Consider the following 18,732-nt stretch of genomic DNA (forward strand, 5'->3'; position numbering starts at 1 on the left):
CCAACACTAATAGCTGTAGCCGTCCATGGAAGGGTCCGGTCCCCACGCCCCGGCAACGAATCTATGGTAAACCTCATCACACGCGAGCGACAACGGCCGGTATGAGCAGCGAGACGGTCTCAGGGGGGACGCGGCTGACGCTGGACCTCTGGCATCCGAACTGCTGGGCACTGGAGGCGACGTCGGAGTGTCCCGGCGGCATCCTCGCCCACGCCATCTACGACGCACCGACGGCCGCCGGCGAGACGGTCAACGGGCTGTTCACCGCCTACGGTGACTCGGAGACCGAAGTCGAGACGCTCCTGGACCACATCCGCGACTCACGGCTCACCGGCGGCGTCCAGGAACTCAAAGCGCGCTTCGGCCAGCCCGGTCGGGACATCTCGCCCGGGAACGCGGCCCGGGAGTTCTTCTTGGAGTACGATCCGAGCGACATGATCTGTCCGAAGCTCGTCCGCCAGGGGTTCGTTCACAGCGCCCCGTGTCGTATCGAGGACGGTCGCGAGTTCTGGCAGGTGGTCTACGCGGGCGAACGCGAGCGCATCGAGCCCGGGCTCGACGTCATCCGCGAGGAGGAAGACGCCGACATCGACGTCGCCCGCATCGCCTCGTCGGGGTCGGCCAGTTCCGAGCGCGCCCGCCGCCTCGACACGCTCACGCCGAGCCAGCGCGAGGTGTTCGACCTCGCCCGGGAGCAGGGCTACTACGAGTGGCCCCGGGGGGTCTCCACCCGCGAACTGGCCGACGAACTCGGCGTCTCGAAGACGACGCTGTTGGAGCACCTGCGAAAGGCGGAAGCGAAGCTGCTGGATCCGTAGCCGAGCACCGCCGTTCGACGGGCGTGCCGTCGGCGACGGCGCGTGTCGAGCGATTGCCACGGTCAGCAGGGGTCGCTGCCGCGTCACCCGACGACCGTCACGGTCGCGCGCCGTCCGACGACCGTCCCGAAACCGCACTCAGGAACGGATTTTCGGCGGCGCTGGCGAACCCGTCGCGCGGAGCGCTCCTCCGACGAATCTCGGTCTCCACGATACATTGCTTGTCTTGCCGCAAAAATTCGTTACCGAATTAGAAAATCTTAACACGCAAAGGCAACGCTTTTTGGACGATGAACGGGTCCAACCAAGACTGGTGGCCGAATCAGCTGAATCTGGAGATTCTGGACGAGAACGCCCGCGACGTCGGGCCGACGGACGAGGAGTTCGACTACGCCGAGGCGTTCGAATCGCTCGACTTCGACGAGGTAAAAGCCGACATCGAGGCGGTGATGACGGACTCGAAGGACTGGTGGCCGGCCGACTACGGCCACTACGGGCCGCTCTTCATCCGGATGGCGTGGCACAGCGCCGGCACGTACCGCACCAGCGACGGTCGCGGCGGCGCAGCGGGCGGGCGACAGCGTTTCCCGCCCCTCAGCAGTTGGCCCGACAACGTGAATCTCGACAAGGCGCGCCGACTGCTCTGGCCGGTCAAACAGAAGTACGGCCGCAACCTCTCGTGGGCCGACCTGCTGGTCCTGACCGGGAACGTCGCCATGGAGTCGATGGGGTTCGAGACGTTCGGGTTCGCCGGCGGGCGCGAGGACGCCTGGAAGGGCGACGACGCCGTCAACTGGGGCCCGGAAGACGAGTGGGAAGTGACGAGCGAAGAGCGGTTCGACGAGCAGGGCGAACTCATGGAGGGGCTCGCAAACACCGTGATGGGCCTCATCTACGTGAACCCGGAGGGCCCGAACGGCGAACCGGACCTCGAAGGCTCCGCGAAGAACATCCGGGAGTCGTTCGGCGAGATGGCGATGAACGACGAGGAGACGGCCGCGCTCATCGCCGGCGGACACACGTTCGGGAAGGTCCACGGCGCCGACTCCGGTGAGAACCTCGGCCCCGAACCCGAGGCGGCCCCCATCGAGAAGCAGGGCCTCGGCTGGGAGAACGAACACGGCACCGGCAAGGGCCCCGATACGATCACCAGCGGCATCGAGGGTCCCTGGACCGAGGCCCCCATCTCGTGGGACATGGGCTATCTCGACAACCTGCTCGACCACGAGTGGGAGCCCCACAAGGGCCCCGGCGGTGCGTGGCAGTGGCGGCCGGTGGACGAGGAACTCGAAGACACGGTGCCGGACGCCCACGACCCGTCGGAGAAGCAGACGCCGATGATGCTGACGACGGACGTCGCGCTGAAGCGGGACCCCGAGTACCGCGAGATCATCGAGCGCTTCCAGGACAACCCCAAGGAGTTCCAGGACGCCTTCGCGAAGGCGTGGTACAAGCTGATCCACCGCGACATGGGCCCGCCGTCTCGGTTCCTCGGCCCCGAGGTTCCGGACGAGGAGATGCTCTGGCAGGACCCCCTCCCCGACGCCGACTACGACCTGATCGGCGACGAGGAGGCCGCCGAACTCAAGGAGGAACTCCTCGCGTCGGACCTGTCCCGCTCCCAGTTGGTCAAGACCGCCTGGGCGTCGGCGTCGACGTACCGCGACAGCGACAAGCGCGGCGGCGCGAACGGGGCGCGACTCCGCCTCCGACCGCAGCGCGACTGGGAAGTGAACGAGCCCGCGGAGCTGGCGACTGTGCTGGACACCTTCAGGGACGTCCAAGAGGAGTTCAACGGTTCGCGGTCCGACGACACGCGGGTTTCCCTCGCCGACCTCATCGTCCTGGGCGGCACCGCGGCCGTCGAGCAGGCGGCGGCCGAGGCCGGCTACGACGTGGAGATTCCGTTCGAGCCGGGTCGGACGGACGCCACGCCGGAACAGACCGACGTCGAGTCGTTCGAGGTGCTCGAACCGGAGGCGGACGGCTTCCGCAACTACTACGGCGACGAGGCCGAGCGCCCCGCCGAGGAGATACTGGTGGACAAGTCCGAACTGCTGAACCTGACGGTCCCCGAGATGACGGTACTCGTCGGCGGCATGCGCGCGCTGGGTGCGAACTACCAGGGCTCGGACCTGGGCGTCTTCACCGACCGGCCGGGGACGCTGACCAACGACTTCTTCGTGAACCTGCTCGGCCAGGACACCGAGTGGGAACCGGCCTCAGACTCCGAGGACGTGTTCGAGGGGTACGACCGCGAGACGGGCGAGCGCCAGTGGAAGGCGAGCCGCGTCGACCTCGTCTTCGGCTCGAACGCCCGGCTCCGCGCCGTCGCGGAGTTCTACGGCTGCGACGACGCCGAAGAGGAGTTCGTGCACGACTTCGCGGAGGCGTGGGAGAAGGTGATGACGCTCGACCGCTTCGACCTCGAGTGATCTGAGCCACGGGCCGTCCCCCGACTGCGGACAGCGTCTCGGTGGCGCGCGGTCAGGGTTCCCCGTCGGCCGCGCATCCGTACCGTGACGCCGCTTCGAACGCGGCGGGCGTGGGGTGTCAGGCGAGTCAGTTCCCGACCACCGCTCGAAGCGCGAACAGGGCGTTCTCCTTTCGCTCTCTGATCCGCCGATAGAAGTACGAGAACCACTTCGACCCGTAGGGGATGTACTGCCAGACCTCGTACTCGTCGGCGAGTTCGAACTGCGCGCTCTCGCGGACGCCCATCAGCATCTGCACCTCGAAGTCGGTGCCGTACTCGGTGTGGAGGTCACGCGCGTAGTCGATCATGGCGGGGTCGTGACTCCCGACGGCGACGCCGCCCTCGAACTCGCGGAACATGAGTTCGAGGTACTCCTTGTAGACGCGGTCGACCTCGCTCTTCTTCTTGTACGCGATTTCCCTTGGCTCGTCGTACGCGCCCTTGACGAGTCGGACCTTGCCGGGGAGCGGTGCCAACCGTTTCAGGTCCTCGCCCGTCCGCTTGAGGTTCGCCTGCGTACACACACCGACCATCCCGTCGGTCTCGCGGGCGAGGCGCTCGTAGGCGTCGAGCGTCACGTCCGTCGTCGTGTGGTCTTCCATGTCGACCCAGACGAACACCCCTCGGTTCGACGCGCGGTCGACGATGCGCGCGAGGTTCTCCTCGAACACCTCGCCACCCACGTCGAGGCCGATCTGCGAGGGTTTCACGGAGACACACGCGTCGACGCCCGACTCGTCGATGGCGTCGACGAGGGCGACGTAGGCGTCGGCGTCCTCGTCGGCCGGCGGTCGGTCGTGGTAGTGTTCGCCGAGGAGGTTGAGGATGCCCTTGACGCCGCGTTCGTTCAGTTCCCGGACGTGTTCGAGCGCCGTCTCCGGGTCTTCCCCCGCGACGAAGTTGCTCGCAATGGGCGGTATCATACCACGTCTTACCGGGCGTTCCCTCTAAAGGGTGGACCCTACCATACAATCCAGCCGCCCCCCGCGTGAATCAAACAACGACCGGCGAGAACGTGACGCTGCCCGGGAGCGAGACACTGTCTCGCGGCCCCTACCATGGGCGGTTTCATCTATAAGCCTGGTCTCTCGATACCACGTGATAGTTCGCCATGAAACCGACTCGCATGCAGAACTGGACACGTAGGGACCTCGTCAAACTCTCCGGCCTCGGCCTCGTCGGACTGGCCGGCTGTCTGGAAGACTCGGGCGATTCGGGCGGCTCGGGCGACTCGGGTGGCTCCGGCGGTTCGGGTGACTCGGGGGGCTCCGGGGACTCCGGCGGTTCGGACGACTCGGGCGGCTCCGACGGTGAGGACACCTCGACGGAGTCCGACTCCGGCGGTGACTCGGGCGGGATGGACACCTACACCATCGGGATGGTCGACGCGCTCACCGGCTCGCTCGCCCCGTACGGCCAGCGGAATCAGCGGGGGAAGGACCTCGCGCTCGCGGCCATCAACGAGGCCGGCATCGGCGACGGCGGTCAACTGGAGGTCGTCGTCGAGGACAGCGAGTCCGCGAATCAGGCGGGTATCAGCGCGGCGCAGAAACTCGTCAACCAGGACGGCGTTCCGCTGCTCATCGGGGCGGTCAGTTCGGGCGTCTCCATCGCCATCCACGACTCGGTGACGAACCCGAACGGCGTGGTGCAGATATCGCAGAACTCCACCTCGCCGCGACTCACGGAGAAGCCGGAACTGAACCGGATGTCGCCCGCGGGGACGGAGAAGTGGACCGCGCTCGCGAACCTCGTGAGCGAGGACGGCCACGACACCGTCGCGGCGACGTGGCTCAACAACGACTACGGGGCGGGGTTCAACGACGTCTTCCCGGAGGAGTTCGACGGCGAGGTCGTCTACAACGAACCGCACGACCAGGGGCAGTCCTCGTACTCGGGGACGCTCACGAGCATGGCCTCCACGGACGCCTCCGCGTGGCTGTTCATCACCTACGCCAACGAGTTCATCGTGATGGCCAACGAGGCGTTCGACCAGGGGTACAACGAGCAGGTGCAGTACTACGGCGCCGAGTCGACCATCGCCGACGAAATCCTCGGCAACACCCAGGAGGGCGCGTTCAACGGCATGAAGGGCGTGACCGAGAGCGCCCCCGAAGAACAGGACAACTACCAGACCTTCGTCTCGCAGTTCGAGAGCGAGTACGACGCCTCACCCACGGTGTGGTCGGCGTACGCCTACGACGCCGTCGTCGTCTCCGCGCTCGCCGCCGCCGCGGCCGACGAGTTCACCGAGGAGGCGCTGATGGAGGTCGTCCGCGACGTCACCCGACCCGAGGGGACGGAGGTCACCACGCCGCAGGACGCGCTCGACATGCTCAACGAGGGCGCGTCGGCCTCGGAGATCAACTACCAGGGCGTCTCCGGTCCGGTCGACCTCGACGAGAACGGCGACCCGCCGGGCTTCTACCGCGTGTACGGCGTCGAAGACCACGCGTACACCACCATCGAGTACATCTCCAGCTAAGATGCTCGCCGTGTCTCGCTGCACGACCGGCCCGTCGTCCCCGCCACCGCGAGGGGGCAACGAGAGAGGCGTCTCCCCATGACGACGGGCGTCGCGCTCCCCCTGCTGCAGGTGAGCGCCCTGCAGTTCGTGGTCAACGGCCTCGTCTTCAGCAGCATCATCGTGCTCGCGGCCATCGGTCTCTCGCTGGTGTACAGCATCGCCGACTTCGCCAACTTCGCCCACGGCGACCTGATGACCGTCGGCGCGTTCGGCGCGCTCGCCTCCGCGGGCGTCCTGCAGTCGACGGTTCCCGGCTCGGTTTTCAGCCTCCCGCTGTGGGTGTTCGTCGCCCTCGTCGTCGGGATGGCCGCCGCGGCTCTCGTGGCCGTGTTGACGAACCGAATCGTCTACAAGCCGCTCGACGCCGGTTCGGTCGAACTGCTCATCACGAGCATCGGCGTCGCGCTCGCGTACCGCGCGCTGGTGTTCATCGGGTTCGGCCCCGACGCCCAGCGGTACGGCGTCGAGCGATCCGGGCCGATTCCCGCCGTCCAGGACGCACTCGGCGTCGCCGTCACGCCGCGAAAGCTCGCTATCATCGTTCTCGCGGTGGCGTTCGTCGTCGGTCTGCACTTCCTCTTACAGTACACGACCCTCGGGCGGAAGATGCGCGCGACGGCCGACAACCCGAACCTCGCACGGGTGAGCGGGATTCGCACCTCCGAGGTGATCCTCGCGATGTGGATCATCGGCGGGGCGCTCGCGGCTGCGGGCGGGGTGTTCCTCGGGCTGGAGACGCTCGTCCGCCCCCGGATGGGCTTCGACATTCTCCTGGTCGTGTTCGCCGCGGTCATCCTCGGCGGCATCGGCTCGGTCTACGGGGCGATGCTCGGCTCGTTCGTCATCGGGATGGTCCACGAACTCACTCCGATTCTGCGGCTCGTCGGCGTCCCCATCGGCACCGAGTACGCCCCCGCCGTCGCGTTTCTCATCATGGTCGTCATCCTGCTCGTGCGGCCCCGCGGCATCATGGGTGAGACGGTATGAGCGCGGTCGAGCGACTCCTCGGCGAGAGCCGCTCGGAACGGTCGGTCGTCGGTGGCGTCGCCGTCGCCGCTGGCCTGCTCCTCGTGGGCGTTCTGCTGGGCGTCGTCAAACTCCCGTTCCTCCTCTCGCTCCTGGCGCTGGGGGGATGTACGTCCTGCTCACGCTCGGGCTGAACGTCCACTGGGGCTACGCGGGGCTGTTGAACTTCTCCGTCGCGGCCTTCTGGGGCATCGGCGCGTACTCGGCGGCGCTTCTCACCGCTCCCTCGTCGCCGCTCGGTCTCGAACTTCACCCCATCGCGGGGTTCGTCGCGGCCATCGTCCTCTCGGCAGTCGTCGCCGTCCTCATCGGGATTCCGACGCTCAGGCTCAGAGAGGACTACCTCGCCATCGCGTCGCTCGGCCTGGCGGAGGTCATCCGTCTGTTCATCCTCAACCAGCGCGACCTCACCGCAGGAAGTCAGGGCCTCACCGGCATACCCCGACTGTTGGAACCGCTTCCGCTCACGCAGAACGCGACCAACGTCGCCATCGTCGCCGTCCTCATCGGCGTCGTCTACCTCTTCCTCCGGCGCGTCCACCGCTCGCCGTGGGGGCGGGTGATGCGGACCATCCGCTCGGACGAGGACCTCGCCGAGGCCCTGGGGAAGAACACCTTCGCGTTCAAGATGCAGGCGTTCGTCATCGGCTCGGTCATCATGGCCATCGCGGGGGCCTTCTACGTCCACATGAACCTCTTCATCGGCCCCGGCGACCTCGTTCCGCTGACGACGTTCTACATCTGGGTCGCCGTCATCCTCGGCGGCACCGGCTCAAACCGGGGAGCCGTCCTCGGCGCGCTGACCGTCATCGCCATCCGCGAGGGCACCCGCTTTCTCAACGACTTCGCGATTTTCGGCGGCATCGACGTCGCGCCCCTGCGACTGCTGTTCGTGGGCCTGCTCATCATCCTCGTCATCCGGTTCCGCGAGGACGGCCTCCTCCCCCCGAAGGACGAACTCATCTGGCCGAGCGCCCGCTCGTCGGCGCGTGGCTCTCCGGCGACCGACGGCGGCTCCGAGGGAGGTGACGGACGGTGAGCATGACGCGCGGCGACAGCGACTCGCTCACCTACGAGGGTGCGGACCTCGACAAGGACGACGCGGTGCTCCGCGTCGAGGGGCTGAAGAAGGCGTTCGGCGGCCTCGTCGCCACCGACGACGTCTCCCTCGAAATCGAGCGCGGGACCATCACCGGGATGATCGGTCCGAACGGCGCCGGCAAGTCGACGCTGTTCAATCTCATCTCGGGCTTCTACGACGAGGACGAGGGGAGCGTGCTCGTCAACGACGTCGACGTGACCGACTCGGAGCCGCACGACCGCGCTCGACAAGGGTTGATTCGGACGTTCCAGACGCCCCGCCGGCTGGAGGGAATGACCGTCCGCGAGGCGATGCTCGTCGGGCCACAGCCGCAGACGGGCGAGTCCATCGTTTCCCTCTTCGTCTCGCCGAGCGAGGTCGAACGGGAGGAGCGACGGAACCTCGAACGCGCCGAGGAACTGCTGGAGCGGTTCGAGATCGACCACCTCATCGACCAGCCGTCGACGGACCTCTCGGGCGGACAGCTGAAACTCGTCGAACTCGCCCGAGCGATCACGACGGACCCGGACATCCTCCTCCTGGACGAACCCGTCGCGGGCGTCAACCCGACGCTGGCGAACGACATCAAGCGGTTCATCCGGGAGTTGAACGAGGAGGGGCAGACCTTCCTCATCATCGAGCACGACATGCCGTTCATCATGGACCTCGCCGACCCGGTCATCGTCCTCGACCAGGGGCGCGTCCTGATGGAGGGCTCTCCCAGACAGGTCAGAAACGACCCGCGCGTCATCGACGCGTACCTCGGGGGTGCGGAGTGATGGCTCGCGCACTCAGCGTCGAGGGCGTCGACTCCGGCTACGGCGAGGCGCAGGTGCTCGACGACCTCTCGTTGCACCTCGACGAGGGGGAAATCGTCTGCATCATCGGGCCGAACGGGGCCGGCAAGTCCACCGTGCTGAAGACCGTCTTCGGCCTCCTCGACCCGTGGGCCGGGCAGGTCCACCTCGGCGAGCGCGACATCACCGGGATGGCCCCCGAGGACCTCGTCCGCGAGGGGGTGGGGTACGTGCCGCAGGTGGACAACGTCTTCGGCTCGCTCTCCATCGAGGAGAACCTCCGGATGGGCGGCGTCGCCAAGGGCTCCGGCCTGGAGGAGACCATCCGGGAACTGTACGACCGGTTCCCCATCCTCGAGGAGAAGCGGTCGGCGAAGGCGCGGACGCTCTCCGGCGGTCAGCGGCAGGTGCTGGCGTTCGCCCGGGCGCTCGTGATGGACCCCGACGTGCTGCTCATCGACGAACCCTCGGCGGGACTCGCGCCGAACATCGTCGACGAGGTGTTCGAGGACGTGAAGACGGTGAACGAACTCGGTACGGCGATCCTGATGGTCGAACAGAACGCCCGCGAGGGACTCGGTATCTCCGATAGAGGATACGTCCTCGACCAGGGGACCGTCGCGTACGAGGACGCGGCCGACGAACTGCTCGACAACCCCGAGGTTTCCCGACTCTACCTCGGGGGCTGAGTCGCTCGGAGGGCGGTGAGCGCCGCCCATTCTGCCGTCTGGCTACCGCAATCGCGAGAGCGCTAGCTCCCGGGCCGTGTCGGCGGGTTCGGTCGCGTGGAGTTCGATCCGAGACACCCACTTGACGCTCTCCCAGCAGTCGCTGTCGCCCGCCGGCACCAACCGCGCCGGCCCGCCGTGCTCGACCGGGAGCGGTTCGCCGTCGAGTTCGAGCGCGAGCAGCGCGCCGCCGAAGTCGTCCAGCGAGTAGCCGCAGGCGTACTCGCCGTCCATCGCGTGGACCAGCGCGAACGCCGCCTCCTCGTCGGGGCCGGCGCACCTGAGCAGGTCGACCACGCGCACGCCTCGCCAGGACAGGTCGGTCGCGGTCCAGCCCTCGACGCAGGAGAAGTCGCCCGTCGCGCTCGCCAGTTCCATCGCCCGGAGGTCGTCGTGGGACAGCGAGAGACGCCGGTCGACGCAGCCGTCGACCGTCAGCCGCCACCCGTCCGTCTCGACCGCCTCGGGGACTTCGTGTGTCTCCAGCCCGCTCATGTCCGACAGTACCGGTCGCGAGGACAAATAGCCCGCCCCGAACGGACGTCGGGGACGTCAGAGCCGGTGGCGACGTGCCGCGTGGGTCGAGCCACCGAGTGCCGTCGCGGGCGACGACGGTCGCCAGACCCTTATCCGGGGCTGTCGTGGTGTGTGTATGACAGATACCGTCCCTCCGGGACTCCGCCGCGCCCGTCACGTCGCGACGCTGCTCGACGACGCCGTTACGATTCCTGTCGTGAACGTGAAGGTCGGCCTCGACGCACTCGTCGGCTTGCTCCCCCTCTCCGGTGACCTCGCGGCCGCCGTCCTCTCGCTGTACATCGTCTTCGAGGCGGTCCGCAGCGGCGTCCCCCGCTCGGTCGTCGCCCGAATGCTCTTGAACATCGCTGTCGACGCCGCCGTCGGGTCGGTGCCCGTCGTCGGCGACCTCTTCGACGTCGTCTGGAAGGCCAACCGGAGAAACGTGACGCTGTTCGAGCGTGCCGTCGGCGTCGACGACGCCTGAACCGGCCGTCGTCTCCGACCGCTGGGGCCGGGGCCGACGCCGGGGCCGGAACCGTCGCTACCCGACCTCGGCGGCGGAAAAGTCACGCGGTGTCGCGCGGAATGGCGCTCGTTACGACTCCATCTCGATGCGCCTGCCAGTGACCGTCGCTTCCGTCTCGACCGGCAGTCGGACTTCGACGACGCCGTTCGTGTACGACGCCGTAATCCCGTCGTCGTCGACCGTCTTGGGGACGCGAGACCGGCGGTGGTACGTCTTCCGAGGGCGAACGGCGGACGCTCACGGGTCGCGGTCGGCATCGGGCGTGGGAGCGTCGTCCCACGCGCCGAGCGCCGGAGAGTCCTCGTCGATGTCGGCCACGAACCGCATCGTCGCGACGTTCAACGCGAGGCCGAGCACGCTCCCGCCGAGGAGGCCGACCGGCAGGCCGAGGAAGGGAACGCCCACGACGAGAACAGTCATCAGCGGGGAGACGACCAGAACGAAGAGGGCGACGCCGGCCGCGTACGCGAGATACGGCCCGCCGGCGACGGCGAGCGCGTACGACCCGCGGGCGGCGTCGAGCACGCCCGTCTCGCGGAGGACGACGAGGTACGGCGTGGCGTAGAACAGGTAGCTGACGAGGACGAACGCCGGCACGCCGAGGACGACGACCGGCAAGAGCGCCATCGACCGTCCGCCCGCCGCGCCGAGTCCGAACACCCCGAGCGCGACGGGGAGCAAGACGAGGACGGGGAGGACGGTCAACACGAGGAACGGGACGAAATGCTCGCGCACGCTGTCGACGAACCGGTACTCTCCGCTCTGGAGGTGGTCCGCGACGGCTCCGAAGTAGCCCGCGGCGAGCCCCGCCTGTACGACGAGGAAGAGAGGGACGGTGGCGACGGCGACGGGAAGGGCGTCGAGCGGCACGCCGGCATCGACGTTCACCCCCGACTGCGGGACGCTCACGAACTGCCAGAGCGTGACCACCGAGACGGGAAGCCCCAGTCTGAACCCGACGTGGAAGCCGTCGAACGCGACGACCGACCGTATCTTCTCCACGTCGGCGAGTCCGAGCACGAGCGGAACGAGTGCGAGTGGGAGGGCGTCGAGCGCGCGCTGCCAGCCGTCGGCCAACCGCGTCGTGAACGCCGGCATCAGTCGCGGGTCGACGCCGCGTGTGCGGTCTGGACCGGGCGGGGAGGGGATGAACGACAGGGCGGACGCGACGAACGATGGGTGGAGGGCATCGAGTTCGAGGAGTTGGGCGAGGCACAAACGCGTTCTGGTCAGCGGTTCTCGGGGTGACTATACCAACAGTTAACACGTCACATCCCCAGTTGTCACGGGATGTCCGAGACAACACAGCGTTTAGAGCCACTGGACCCACACCCGCTCGCGGGACGGACCTGTCTCGTCACGGGATCGTCGCGCGGCATCGGTCGCGAAATCGCCCTCGAATTCGCCCGATGCGGGGCGGACATCGTCGTGAACTACCACCAGTCGGACGCCGCGGCCGAGGCCGTCAAGGAAGTCATCGAGGCGGACGGCGAGACGGCGATCACGGTCGGGGCGGACGTCTCCGACCCGACGCAGGTCGAACGGATGGCGCGCGACGTCCACGACCGACTCGGCCCGATCGACGTCCTCGTCAACAACGCGGGCATCACCGCCGACCGGAAGTTCGAGGACATGACGTACGACGAGTGGAACCGGGTTATCGACACGAATCTGGGAGGCACGTTCAACTGCACGAAGGTGTTCTTCGAGGACATCAAGTCCGCCGATGCGGGCCGACTCATCAACATTTCGAGTGTGGTCGGCCAGCAGGGCAACTACGGTCAGGCGAACTACGCCACCTCGAAGGGCGGCCTCATCGCGTTCACTCGGACCATCGCGCTCGAACTCGCGCGTCACGACTCGACGGCCAACTGCGTCGCGCCGGGCTTTACCGAGACGGACATGCTCGAACAGGTGCCCGAGCGGGTCCGAGAGAAGATCCGTGCCCGGATTCCGCTGGACCGCTTTGCCGACCCGAAGGACGTCGTCGGGATGGTCCGCTACCTCGCGAGCGACGAGGCGAGCTACATGACCGGGCAGGTGCTCGGCATCAACGGCGGGATGGAGTGGTGAGCGTCGACGGGGGAGTCAGGTCGCACACTTTTCGATCTCGCCCTTCAGCCGGGCGGCGTCGAAGTCGTGGTCGGGGCGGATGTTGACGAAGTCGAGGAACTCCAGGGCGGCGACGAGGTCGTCGATGGAGTAGGCAGTGAGCGCGGCCTCGACGGTCGCTCGCGCGCCGATGAGCGGTTCCAGCGCGGCGAGCGCGCAGGCGAGGTCGTACGACTTCGCGTCCGCGGCGGCGTCCTCTCGCACCCGGGTCGCGTCGATGAAGTACAGTTCGTCGTCGAGGATGAGCACGTTCTCCGCGCGGAGGTCGCCGTGAGCGAGGTTGTTCTCGTGCATCGTGTGCAGCGCCGCGAACAGGTCCGGTGCGAGCGCCGCCTCGGCCTCGCGGTCGAGTTGGTCGAGCGGGCGGAACTCGGGGAGATATTCGAGGACGACGACGCCGAGGTCGTCGACTTCGAGGGCCTCGATGGGTTCGGGGGCGTTTAACCCGAGTTCCCGGATGCGTCGCGTCGCTTCGAGTTCGTGTTTCGCCATCTCGTAGGGCGTCCCGAAGTGCTCGAAGAAGCCCTCGGTTCCCGAGGAGAACGCGCCGAGGTTCCGGCCGGTGGTGATGAGGGCGTGGACGAGCGAGTTCTGCCGCGAGATGACCTTGACGAACAGCTCCTCGTCCAGCACCATCGGCGTCGAGAGCCAGTTGTCCGCGTCGAGAAACCGGATGTGCGCCTGCTGGCGGTCGTAGCGGTCCTGGAGGGTTCGGACGACTCGTTCGAGCTGAGCCCAGCCGAGTCGACCACGGACGAGGCGGCGCAGTTCCACGCTCTCTCCGTTCGGGGTGGAGGGTGATAAGTTCGCGGGCGCGCGTGGTGAATAGAGCCCGTTCGTGAGTGGGCTGTGTGCCACGCACGTCGTCGCGGTTCAGCTAACCGGCCCGGCCGGCCGGCGAAGCGTCTCGCTCCGCTCATCCCTCGCGCGTCACCCTCACGGACGTTCCGGCGCACGCTTTCGCGGTTCCGTCCGCCAGCGAACAGTGCGCGAGGGTCAGGCTCGCGGCTTCGTCCGCGAGCCACTGGCTGGGGAAGTTCGAGGCTGCGGTTCACCGCGCTCGTGTGTCGCTCATCGTGCCCGGTCCGAGTGGAAATCCACCCGAACACCGATTCAACGCTGATTCGAGCGAAATCCGCTCCCGAAACGAACCCGCTCGGGGGCACTGAGCGAGCGCACCGGCGCTGATTTTATGCTCGCGCTCTGGCAAGGTTTGCCCATGGATTTCGAGGTAGGCGCGGAACACCGGATGGTCCGCGACCAGGTCCGGGAGTTCTGCGAGGCGGAGATCGCCCCCATCGCCCAGGAGGTCGAGGAGGAACACCGCTTCCCGCGGGAGGTCTTCGAGGAACTGGGAGACCTGGACGTGATGGGCATCCCGGTCTCCGAGGAGTACGGCGGCCTCGGCGGCGATCAGCTGATGTACGCCCTGGTCACCGAAGAACTGGGACGGGTCTCGGGGGGCATCGGACTCTCGTACGCGGCGCACGTCTCGCTCGGTTCGAAGCCCATCGACCTGTTCGGGACGGACGAACAGAAGGAGCGGTGGCTCCGGCCGCTCGCCGAGGGAACGGAGATGGGCGCGTGGGCGCTCACCGAACCCGAAAGCGGGTCGGACGCGAGCGACATGGACACCACCGCCGAGCGAGACGGCGACGAGTGGGTGCTGAACGGGACGAAGCAGTTCATCACGAACGCGAACGTCGCCAACTCGGTTCTGGTGAAGGCAGTCACGGACCCGGAGAAGGGGTACGACGGCATCTCGACGTTCATCGTTTCCCCCGACGACGACGGCTTCGAGGTGACGACCGTCTGGGAGAAGATGGGGCTGAACTGCTCGCCCACGTGTGAGATCAAGTTCGACGACTGTCGCCTCCCCGCCGACCGACTCCTCGGCGCCGAAGGGGAGGGGTGGACACAGACGATGAAGACGCTCGACGGCGGACGTATCTCCATCGCCGCGCTCTCCGTGGGTCTCGCGCAGGGGGCGTACGACGCGGCGCGCGCGTACGCACTGGAGCGCGAGCAGTTCGGCCAGCCAATCTCGAAGTTCGACGCCGTCCGCGACATGCTCGTCGAGATGTACCGCAAGACGGAGCGAGCGCGCCTCCTGACCCACAAGGCCGCGGTCCGCTACGACGCGGGCGAGCGCGTCACCACCGAGTCGTCGCTGGCGAAACTCGACGCCAGCGAGGCCGCCCGTGAGGTCGCAGAGGACGCCGTTCAGGTTCTCGGCGGCTACGGCTACACGACCGACTTCGCCCCACAGCGCTTCTATCGCGACGCGAAACTGATGGAGATCGGCGAGGGGACCTCCGAGATCCAGCACCTCGTCCTCGGTCGACAACTGGGACTTTGAGCGCCGACCGTCGTCGTGAGTGACGACCGTTTCTGACACTTCGAGAACCCGTGAGCGGGGACGACAACGGCTAAAAGTATCAGAACAGATACTCGGGAGTCACACTTTAACTACACGACACCGAATCGGACGGACAGTTAGGTGACCGCGACTGTTGAGACAAGGTAGCCGTAGCGGGAGTGTAAGCAGACGATGCTGACGGAGATAGTCTACGCTGGGGCGCTCTTCGCTGCCGGCGTCGTGTCCGCCGTGACGGCCATCGTCGTTCTCGGGCGCGTCCGTTCGTACACCCAGCGGGTCCCGCTCATGTTCGCGGCGACCGCCCTCTCGGCCGCCGTGTGGGCCACCGCCTACGGCTTCTCGCTCCTCTCGACGACCCCCGCCGGCCGTGCCCTCTGGCTTCAGGTCCTCTGGTTTGGTGCGGCCTCCCTCGCGACGTTCTGGTTCGCCTTCGCCCTCTCGTACACGCGGTACGAGGGGCTGCTCACCTCGTGGACGGCCACGCTGTTGGCCGTCGAGCCCCTGGTCGTCATCGGCATCGTGGTGACTGCCGGTCGACACGACTTCCTCCTTGCCGGCTCCGAGGCCACCGCCTTCGGGGTCCTCCCGACGGTCTCGACGGCCGCCGGGCCGCTCCTTCTCTTCCACGGGGTGTACACGGGCGTGCTCGTCCTCGCCGGACTCGGCTGTCTGGTGGTGCAGTACCGGCGGTCGCGTCGGCTCTACCGGCGACAGGTGTCGGTCGTCCTCGCCGCCTCGGTGGTGCCGGTCGTCGCGTCGCTCCTGTCGGCGGACGCCCCTGGTTCGGCGGCGGGTCTCGACGTCACGCCCGTCGCGTTCGGCCTCTCCTCGGTTGCGATCCTCGTCGGCTTCTACCGTTACCAACTGTTCGACCTGTCCCCCATCGCTCGCGACGTCGTGGTCGGCGAACTCCGCGACGGCGCGGTCGTCGTCGACGACCGTGGCCGGGTCGTCGAGACGAACCCCCGCGCCAGACAGATATTCGACACCGAGGAGGACAGCCTCCTCGGTCGGCGCCTCGCCGACGTTCCCGACTACGGCCCGACGCTCCAGCGCATCGTCGACGACCCGATGGCCCGCGAGGAGTTCGTCGTCGACGCGTCCGACGGCGACCGGTTCTTCGAGGCGACCGCGAGTCGGTTCGACGGCCAGGGAGCGCACGAACGCGGCCACCTCATCATGCTCCGCGACGTGACCGAACGGCGACGCACCGAGGAGGAGTTCCGCGCACTCATCGAGAACTCGCGCGACCTCATCACGGTCGTCGCCCCGGACGGGACGCGCGTGTACTGCGCTCCCTCGTTCGAGCGGACGCTCGGGCACGACCCCGAGGAGATGATCGGTCGGGAGGCCTTCGAACTGCTTCATCCCGACGACCGAGACGAGATCCGACGCCTGTTCGAACGACTCCTCGCGGACGAACAGGGCACCCAGGAGCGCGCGGAGTACCGCGTTCGTCACGCCGACGGGTCGTGGCGGACGTTCGAGGCCGTCGGCGTGAACCTCGTCGACGACCCGACCGTCCAGGGCGTCGTGGTGAACGCCCGCGACGTGACCGCTCGTCGCCGCTACGAACAGCGCCTGCGAGTACTCAACCGCGTTCTCCGACACGACCTCCGGAACGAGGTCAACGTCATTCAGGGCCACGCGGACCTCCTCCTCGAACGCAACGTCACCGCCGAGGCGAAAGAGCACGCCCGCGTCATCCGAAAGAAGGCCGAGACGCTCGTCGAACTCGGCGAGCAGACGCGCAAGATCGACTACACGCTCCACAGCACCGACGGGGTGGAGAAACCGCTCGAAATCACCGAGTCCATCCGCGACCGTCTCGACAGCATCCAAGAGGAGTTCCCGGGGGCCATCGTCGTCGCCGACCTCCCCGACGAGCAGTGGGTGCTCGCCGACGACCTCATCGACTCGGCCATGATGAACCTCATCGACAACGCCATCGAGCACAACGACCGCGTCGCCCCACAGATCTCCGTCACGATCGACCCCGTCACGGACGACGGCGTCGACTACGTCGAGGTCGCCGTCGCGGACAACGGCCCGGGCATCCCCGAGTCGGAACGGCGGGTCTTCACCGAGGGGACCGAGACGCCGCTGAGCCACGGGAGCGGACTCGGCCTCTGGCTCGTCGAGTGGATCGTCACACGGTCGAACGGCCACCTCTACTTCGAGGAGAACGAACCGCGTGGCACGGTCGTCCGGATCCGACTCCGCGAGACCACTCCGATGTCCACCGAAGGTCCCGAGTCACAGGCGGCGTCGACGGACTGAGGGCCGTGGCCCTCTCCTCACTCCCGCGTGAGGACCATGGCTCCGCGTTCTCCTGTCGGCCGGCCGCCGACGCTCGCCTCCAGTTGACGCCGATGAACCGCCCGCAACAGCGTCGCTTCCCTGTCGTCGAGCGAGAGCGCCGTCGCGAACTCCGGCCAGACCGTGTCCGCGACCGACAGGTAGTACGCCTCTTCGCGCCGTTCGACCACCGGGTCGTTCGGGAACCCCCTGCGCCACTCGTAGACGATGTCGTCGACGCCCGGCAGCCGTCGCACCAGTTCCTGCTGCCGCCGGACGAGGTCACGGAGCGTCGTCGTCGAGGCGTCGTACTCCTCGGCGACGGCGTCGAACACCCGGTCGTCGAACGGGGCGAGCGGGTCGCGCGTCATATCTGGCAAGGGGATGCGAGCCGACATAACGACCACGGACCGCGCCGCTCCCGTCGAGCGACGACCGACGGGTTTCAACTGCCTACCACCTGAACCCCGTTGCATGACACGATCCGTCCTCGTCGCCGGCGAGACGCTCATCGACTTCATCCCCGAACAGACCGGCCCGCTCGCGGCCGTCGAGTCGTTCTCGCGCCGCGCGGGTGGCGCACCCGCGAACGTCGCCGTCGGCCTCGCACACCTCGACGCCCAGCCCCTGTTCTGGACGCGCGTCGGCGACGACGCGTTCGGAGACTACCTCCGCGAGACGCTCGCCGACGCCGGACTCGACGACAGATACATCGAGGTCGACCCGGCCGCGAAGACCGGCCTCGCCTTCGTCAGCCTGGGCGAGGAAGCCGAGCGCGAGTTCTCCTTTCACCGTCACGAGAGCGCCGACACCCGGCTCCAGCCCGGAACCATCGACGACGAGGCGCTCTCCGGACTGGACTGGGTCCACGTCGGCGGCGTCACGCTCGCGGACGACCCCGCCCGGACGGCGACGCTCGACCTCGTCGAGCGCGCTCGAGAGCGCGGAGCGACGGTCTCGTTCGACCCCAACGCCCGCCCGGAACTGTGGGCGGACGAGGAGTTCTCGTTCGTCGAGACCATCGACGACCTCCTCCCGCAGGTGGACGTGCTGAAGGCGTCGCCGGACGACCTCGCAGCGGCCAACATCGAGTACGACGGTCCCGAAGCGACGGCCGACCGACTGCTGGAGCGCGGCCCCCACACGGTGTTCCTGACGCTCGGCGGCGAGGGGTCGTTCGCCGCGTCGACCGCCGACGCGCCGTGGGCGTCGGGGACAGAAACGGCGTTCCACGACGGCTACGCGGTCGACCCGGTCGACACGACCGGTGCGGGCGACGCCTTCACCGCGGGCGCCATCGCCGCGCTCGTCGACGGCGTTGACCTCGGCGAGGCGCTCGGGTTCGCCAACGCCGTCGCCGCGGTGACCACGACCGCTCCGGGCGCGATGACGGCGCTCCCGACCCGCGAGGAGGTAACCGCGTTCCGCGCCGGACAGTCCTGAC

The 18,732-nt window shown here is 67.8% G+C and carries 16 protein-coding genes and 2 pseudogenes; 12 read left to right on the plus strand and 6 right to left on the minus strand.

Annotation, left to right across the window (positions count from 1 at the left end):
• The first annotated feature begins 101 nt into the window (after positions 1–101).
• Entirely contained in the window at positions 102–818 is a 717-nt protein-coding gene (locus C2R22_RS07580) for a helix-turn-helix domain-containing protein (RefSeq protein WP_103425220.1), read from the plus strand.
• A 290-nt stretch (positions 819–1,108) separates the two neighbouring features.
• On the plus strand, positions 1,109–3,253 hold the full coding sequence (katG, locus tag C2R22_RS07585; protein WP_103425221.1) for a catalase/peroxidase HPI: 2,145 nt from the start codon (positions 1,109–1,111) through the stop codon (positions 3,251–3,253).
• Between the two features lie 127 nt (positions 3,254–3,380).
• Here katG and C2R22_RS07590 read toward each other — a convergent pair whose 3' ends face one another.
• Complete coding sequence (locus C2R22_RS07590) at positions 3,381–4,217, minus strand: proline dehydrogenase family protein (protein WP_103425222.1); 837 nt, start codon at positions 4,215–4,217, stop codon at positions 3,381–3,383.
• 188 nt (positions 4,218–4,405) lie between these two features.
• Between C2R22_RS07590 and C2R22_RS07595 the strand changes: the two genes are divergently transcribed.
• From C2R22_RS07595 to C2R22_RS07615, 5 genes and pseudogenes are all read left to right on the plus strand, one after another.
• The gene (locus tag C2R22_RS07595) at positions 4,406–5,779 is read left to right on the plus strand and encodes an ABC transporter substrate-binding protein (RefSeq protein WP_103425223.1); all 1,374 of its coding nucleotides are present in this window, start codon (positions 4,406–4,408) and stop codon (positions 5,777–5,779) included.
• A gap of 78 nt (positions 5,780–5,857) precedes the next feature.
• Positions 5,858–6,808: a branched-chain amino acid ABC transporter permease gene (locus tag C2R22_RS07600; RefSeq protein WP_103425224.1), complete on the plus strand. Its 951-nt coding sequence runs from the start codon at positions 5,858–5,860 to the stop codon at positions 6,806–6,808.
• A pseudogene (locus C2R22_RS07605) lies at positions 6,805–7,886 on the plus strand (branched-chain amino acid ABC transporter permease). Before C2R22_RS07600 ends, C2R22_RS07605 begins: the two are co-directional and overlap by 4 nt.
• A 2-nt stretch (positions 7,887–7,888) precedes the next feature.
• Entirely contained in the window at positions 7,889–8,707 is an 819-nt protein-coding gene (locus C2R22_RS07610; protein WP_103425226.1) for an ABC transporter ATP-binding protein, read from the plus strand.
• Positions 8,704–9,414, plus strand: a complete 711-nt coding sequence (locus C2R22_RS07615) for an ABC transporter ATP-binding protein (RefSeq protein ID WP_173862784.1) — start codon at positions 8,704–8,706, stop codon at positions 9,412–9,414. Before C2R22_RS07610 ends, C2R22_RS07615 begins: the two co-directional genes overlap by 4 nt.
• A 42-nt stretch (positions 9,415–9,456) precedes the next feature.
• Here the strand turns inward: C2R22_RS07615 and C2R22_RS07620 are convergent, their stop codons facing one another.
• Positions 9,457–9,948 (minus strand): molybdopterin-dependent oxidoreductase, encoded by a 492-nt coding sequence (locus tag C2R22_RS07620; RefSeq protein ID WP_103425228.1) that lies wholly within the window; start codon positions 9,946–9,948, stop codon positions 9,457–9,459.
• 157 nt (positions 9,949–10,105) lie between these two features.
• On the opposite strand from C2R22_RS07620, the gene C2R22_RS07625 reads away from it, so the two are divergent.
• Positions 10,106–10,456 (plus strand): DUF4112 domain-containing protein, encoded by a 351-nt coding sequence (locus C2R22_RS07625; RefSeq protein ID WP_103425229.1) that lies wholly within the window; start codon positions 10,106–10,108, stop codon positions 10,454–10,456.
• A 111-nt stretch (positions 10,457–10,567) separates the two neighbouring features.
• Here C2R22_RS07625 and C2R22_RS26205 read toward each other — a convergent pair.
• Both C2R22_RS26205 and C2R22_RS07635 read right to left on the minus strand, forming a co-directional pair.
• Positions 10,568–10,711: pseudogene (locus C2R22_RS26205) on the minus strand (Hsp20 family protein); the annotation flags it as partial.
• Between the two features lie 24 nt (positions 10,712–10,735).
• Positions 10,736–11,716, minus strand: coding sequence for a hypothetical protein (locus tag C2R22_RS07635; RefSeq protein ID WP_245902923.1), 981 nt, complete (start codon positions 11,714–11,716; stop codon positions 10,736–10,738).
• A 72-nt stretch (positions 11,717–11,788) separates the two neighbouring features.
• Between C2R22_RS07635 and C2R22_RS07640 the strand changes: the two genes are divergently transcribed.
• Positions 11,789–12,571 carry a beta-ketoacyl-ACP reductase gene (locus tag C2R22_RS07640; protein WP_103425230.1) on the plus strand — a complete coding sequence of 261 codons (783 nt, stop codon included), beginning with the start codon at positions 11,789–11,791 and terminating at the stop codon, positions 12,569–12,571.
• Positions 12,572–12,586: 15 nt separating this feature from the next.
• Here the strand turns inward: C2R22_RS07640 and C2R22_RS07645 are convergent, their stop codons facing one another.
• Positions 12,587–13,384: an RIO1 family regulatory kinase/ATPase domain-containing protein gene (locus tag C2R22_RS07645; RefSeq protein ID WP_103425231.1), complete on the minus strand. Its 798-nt coding sequence runs from the start codon at positions 13,382–13,384 to the stop codon at positions 12,587–12,589.
• Positions 13,385–13,829: 445 nt separating this feature from the next.
• Here C2R22_RS07645 and C2R22_RS07650 point away from each other — a divergent pair, with 445 nt between their 5' ends.
• Positions 13,830–14,969 (plus strand): acyl-CoA dehydrogenase family protein, encoded by a 1,140-nt coding sequence (locus C2R22_RS07650; RefSeq protein ID WP_103425232.1) that lies wholly within the window; start codon positions 13,830–13,832, stop codon positions 14,967–14,969.
• 192 nt (positions 14,970–15,161) lie between these two features.
• On the plus strand, positions 15,162–17,270 hold the full coding sequence (locus C2R22_RS07655; RefSeq protein ID WP_103425233.1) for a histidine kinase N-terminal 7TM domain-containing protein: 2,109 nt from the start codon (positions 15,162–15,164) through the stop codon (positions 17,268–17,270).
• A gap of 17 nt (positions 17,271–17,287) precedes the next feature.
• Here the strand turns inward: C2R22_RS07655 and C2R22_RS07660 are convergent, their stop codons facing one another.
• The gene (locus tag C2R22_RS07660) at positions 17,288–17,659 is read right to left on the minus strand and encodes a hypothetical protein (RefSeq protein ID WP_103425234.1); all 372 of its coding nucleotides are present in this window, start codon (positions 17,657–17,659) and stop codon (positions 17,288–17,290) included.
• 103 nt (positions 17,660–17,762) lie between these two features.
• Here C2R22_RS07660 and C2R22_RS07665 point away from each other — a divergent pair, with 103 nt between their 5' ends.
• A complete protein-coding gene (locus C2R22_RS07665) occupies positions 17,763–18,731 on the plus strand; it encodes a carbohydrate kinase family protein (RefSeq protein WP_103425235.1) in 969 nt (322 codons plus the stop codon).
• Position 18,732 lies beyond the last annotated feature (1 nt).

The organism is Salinigranum rubrum (assembly GCF_002906575.1).
Taxonomy (GTDB): Archaea; Halobacteriota; Halobacteria; order Halobacteriales; family Haloferacaceae; genus Salinigranum; species Salinigranum rubrum.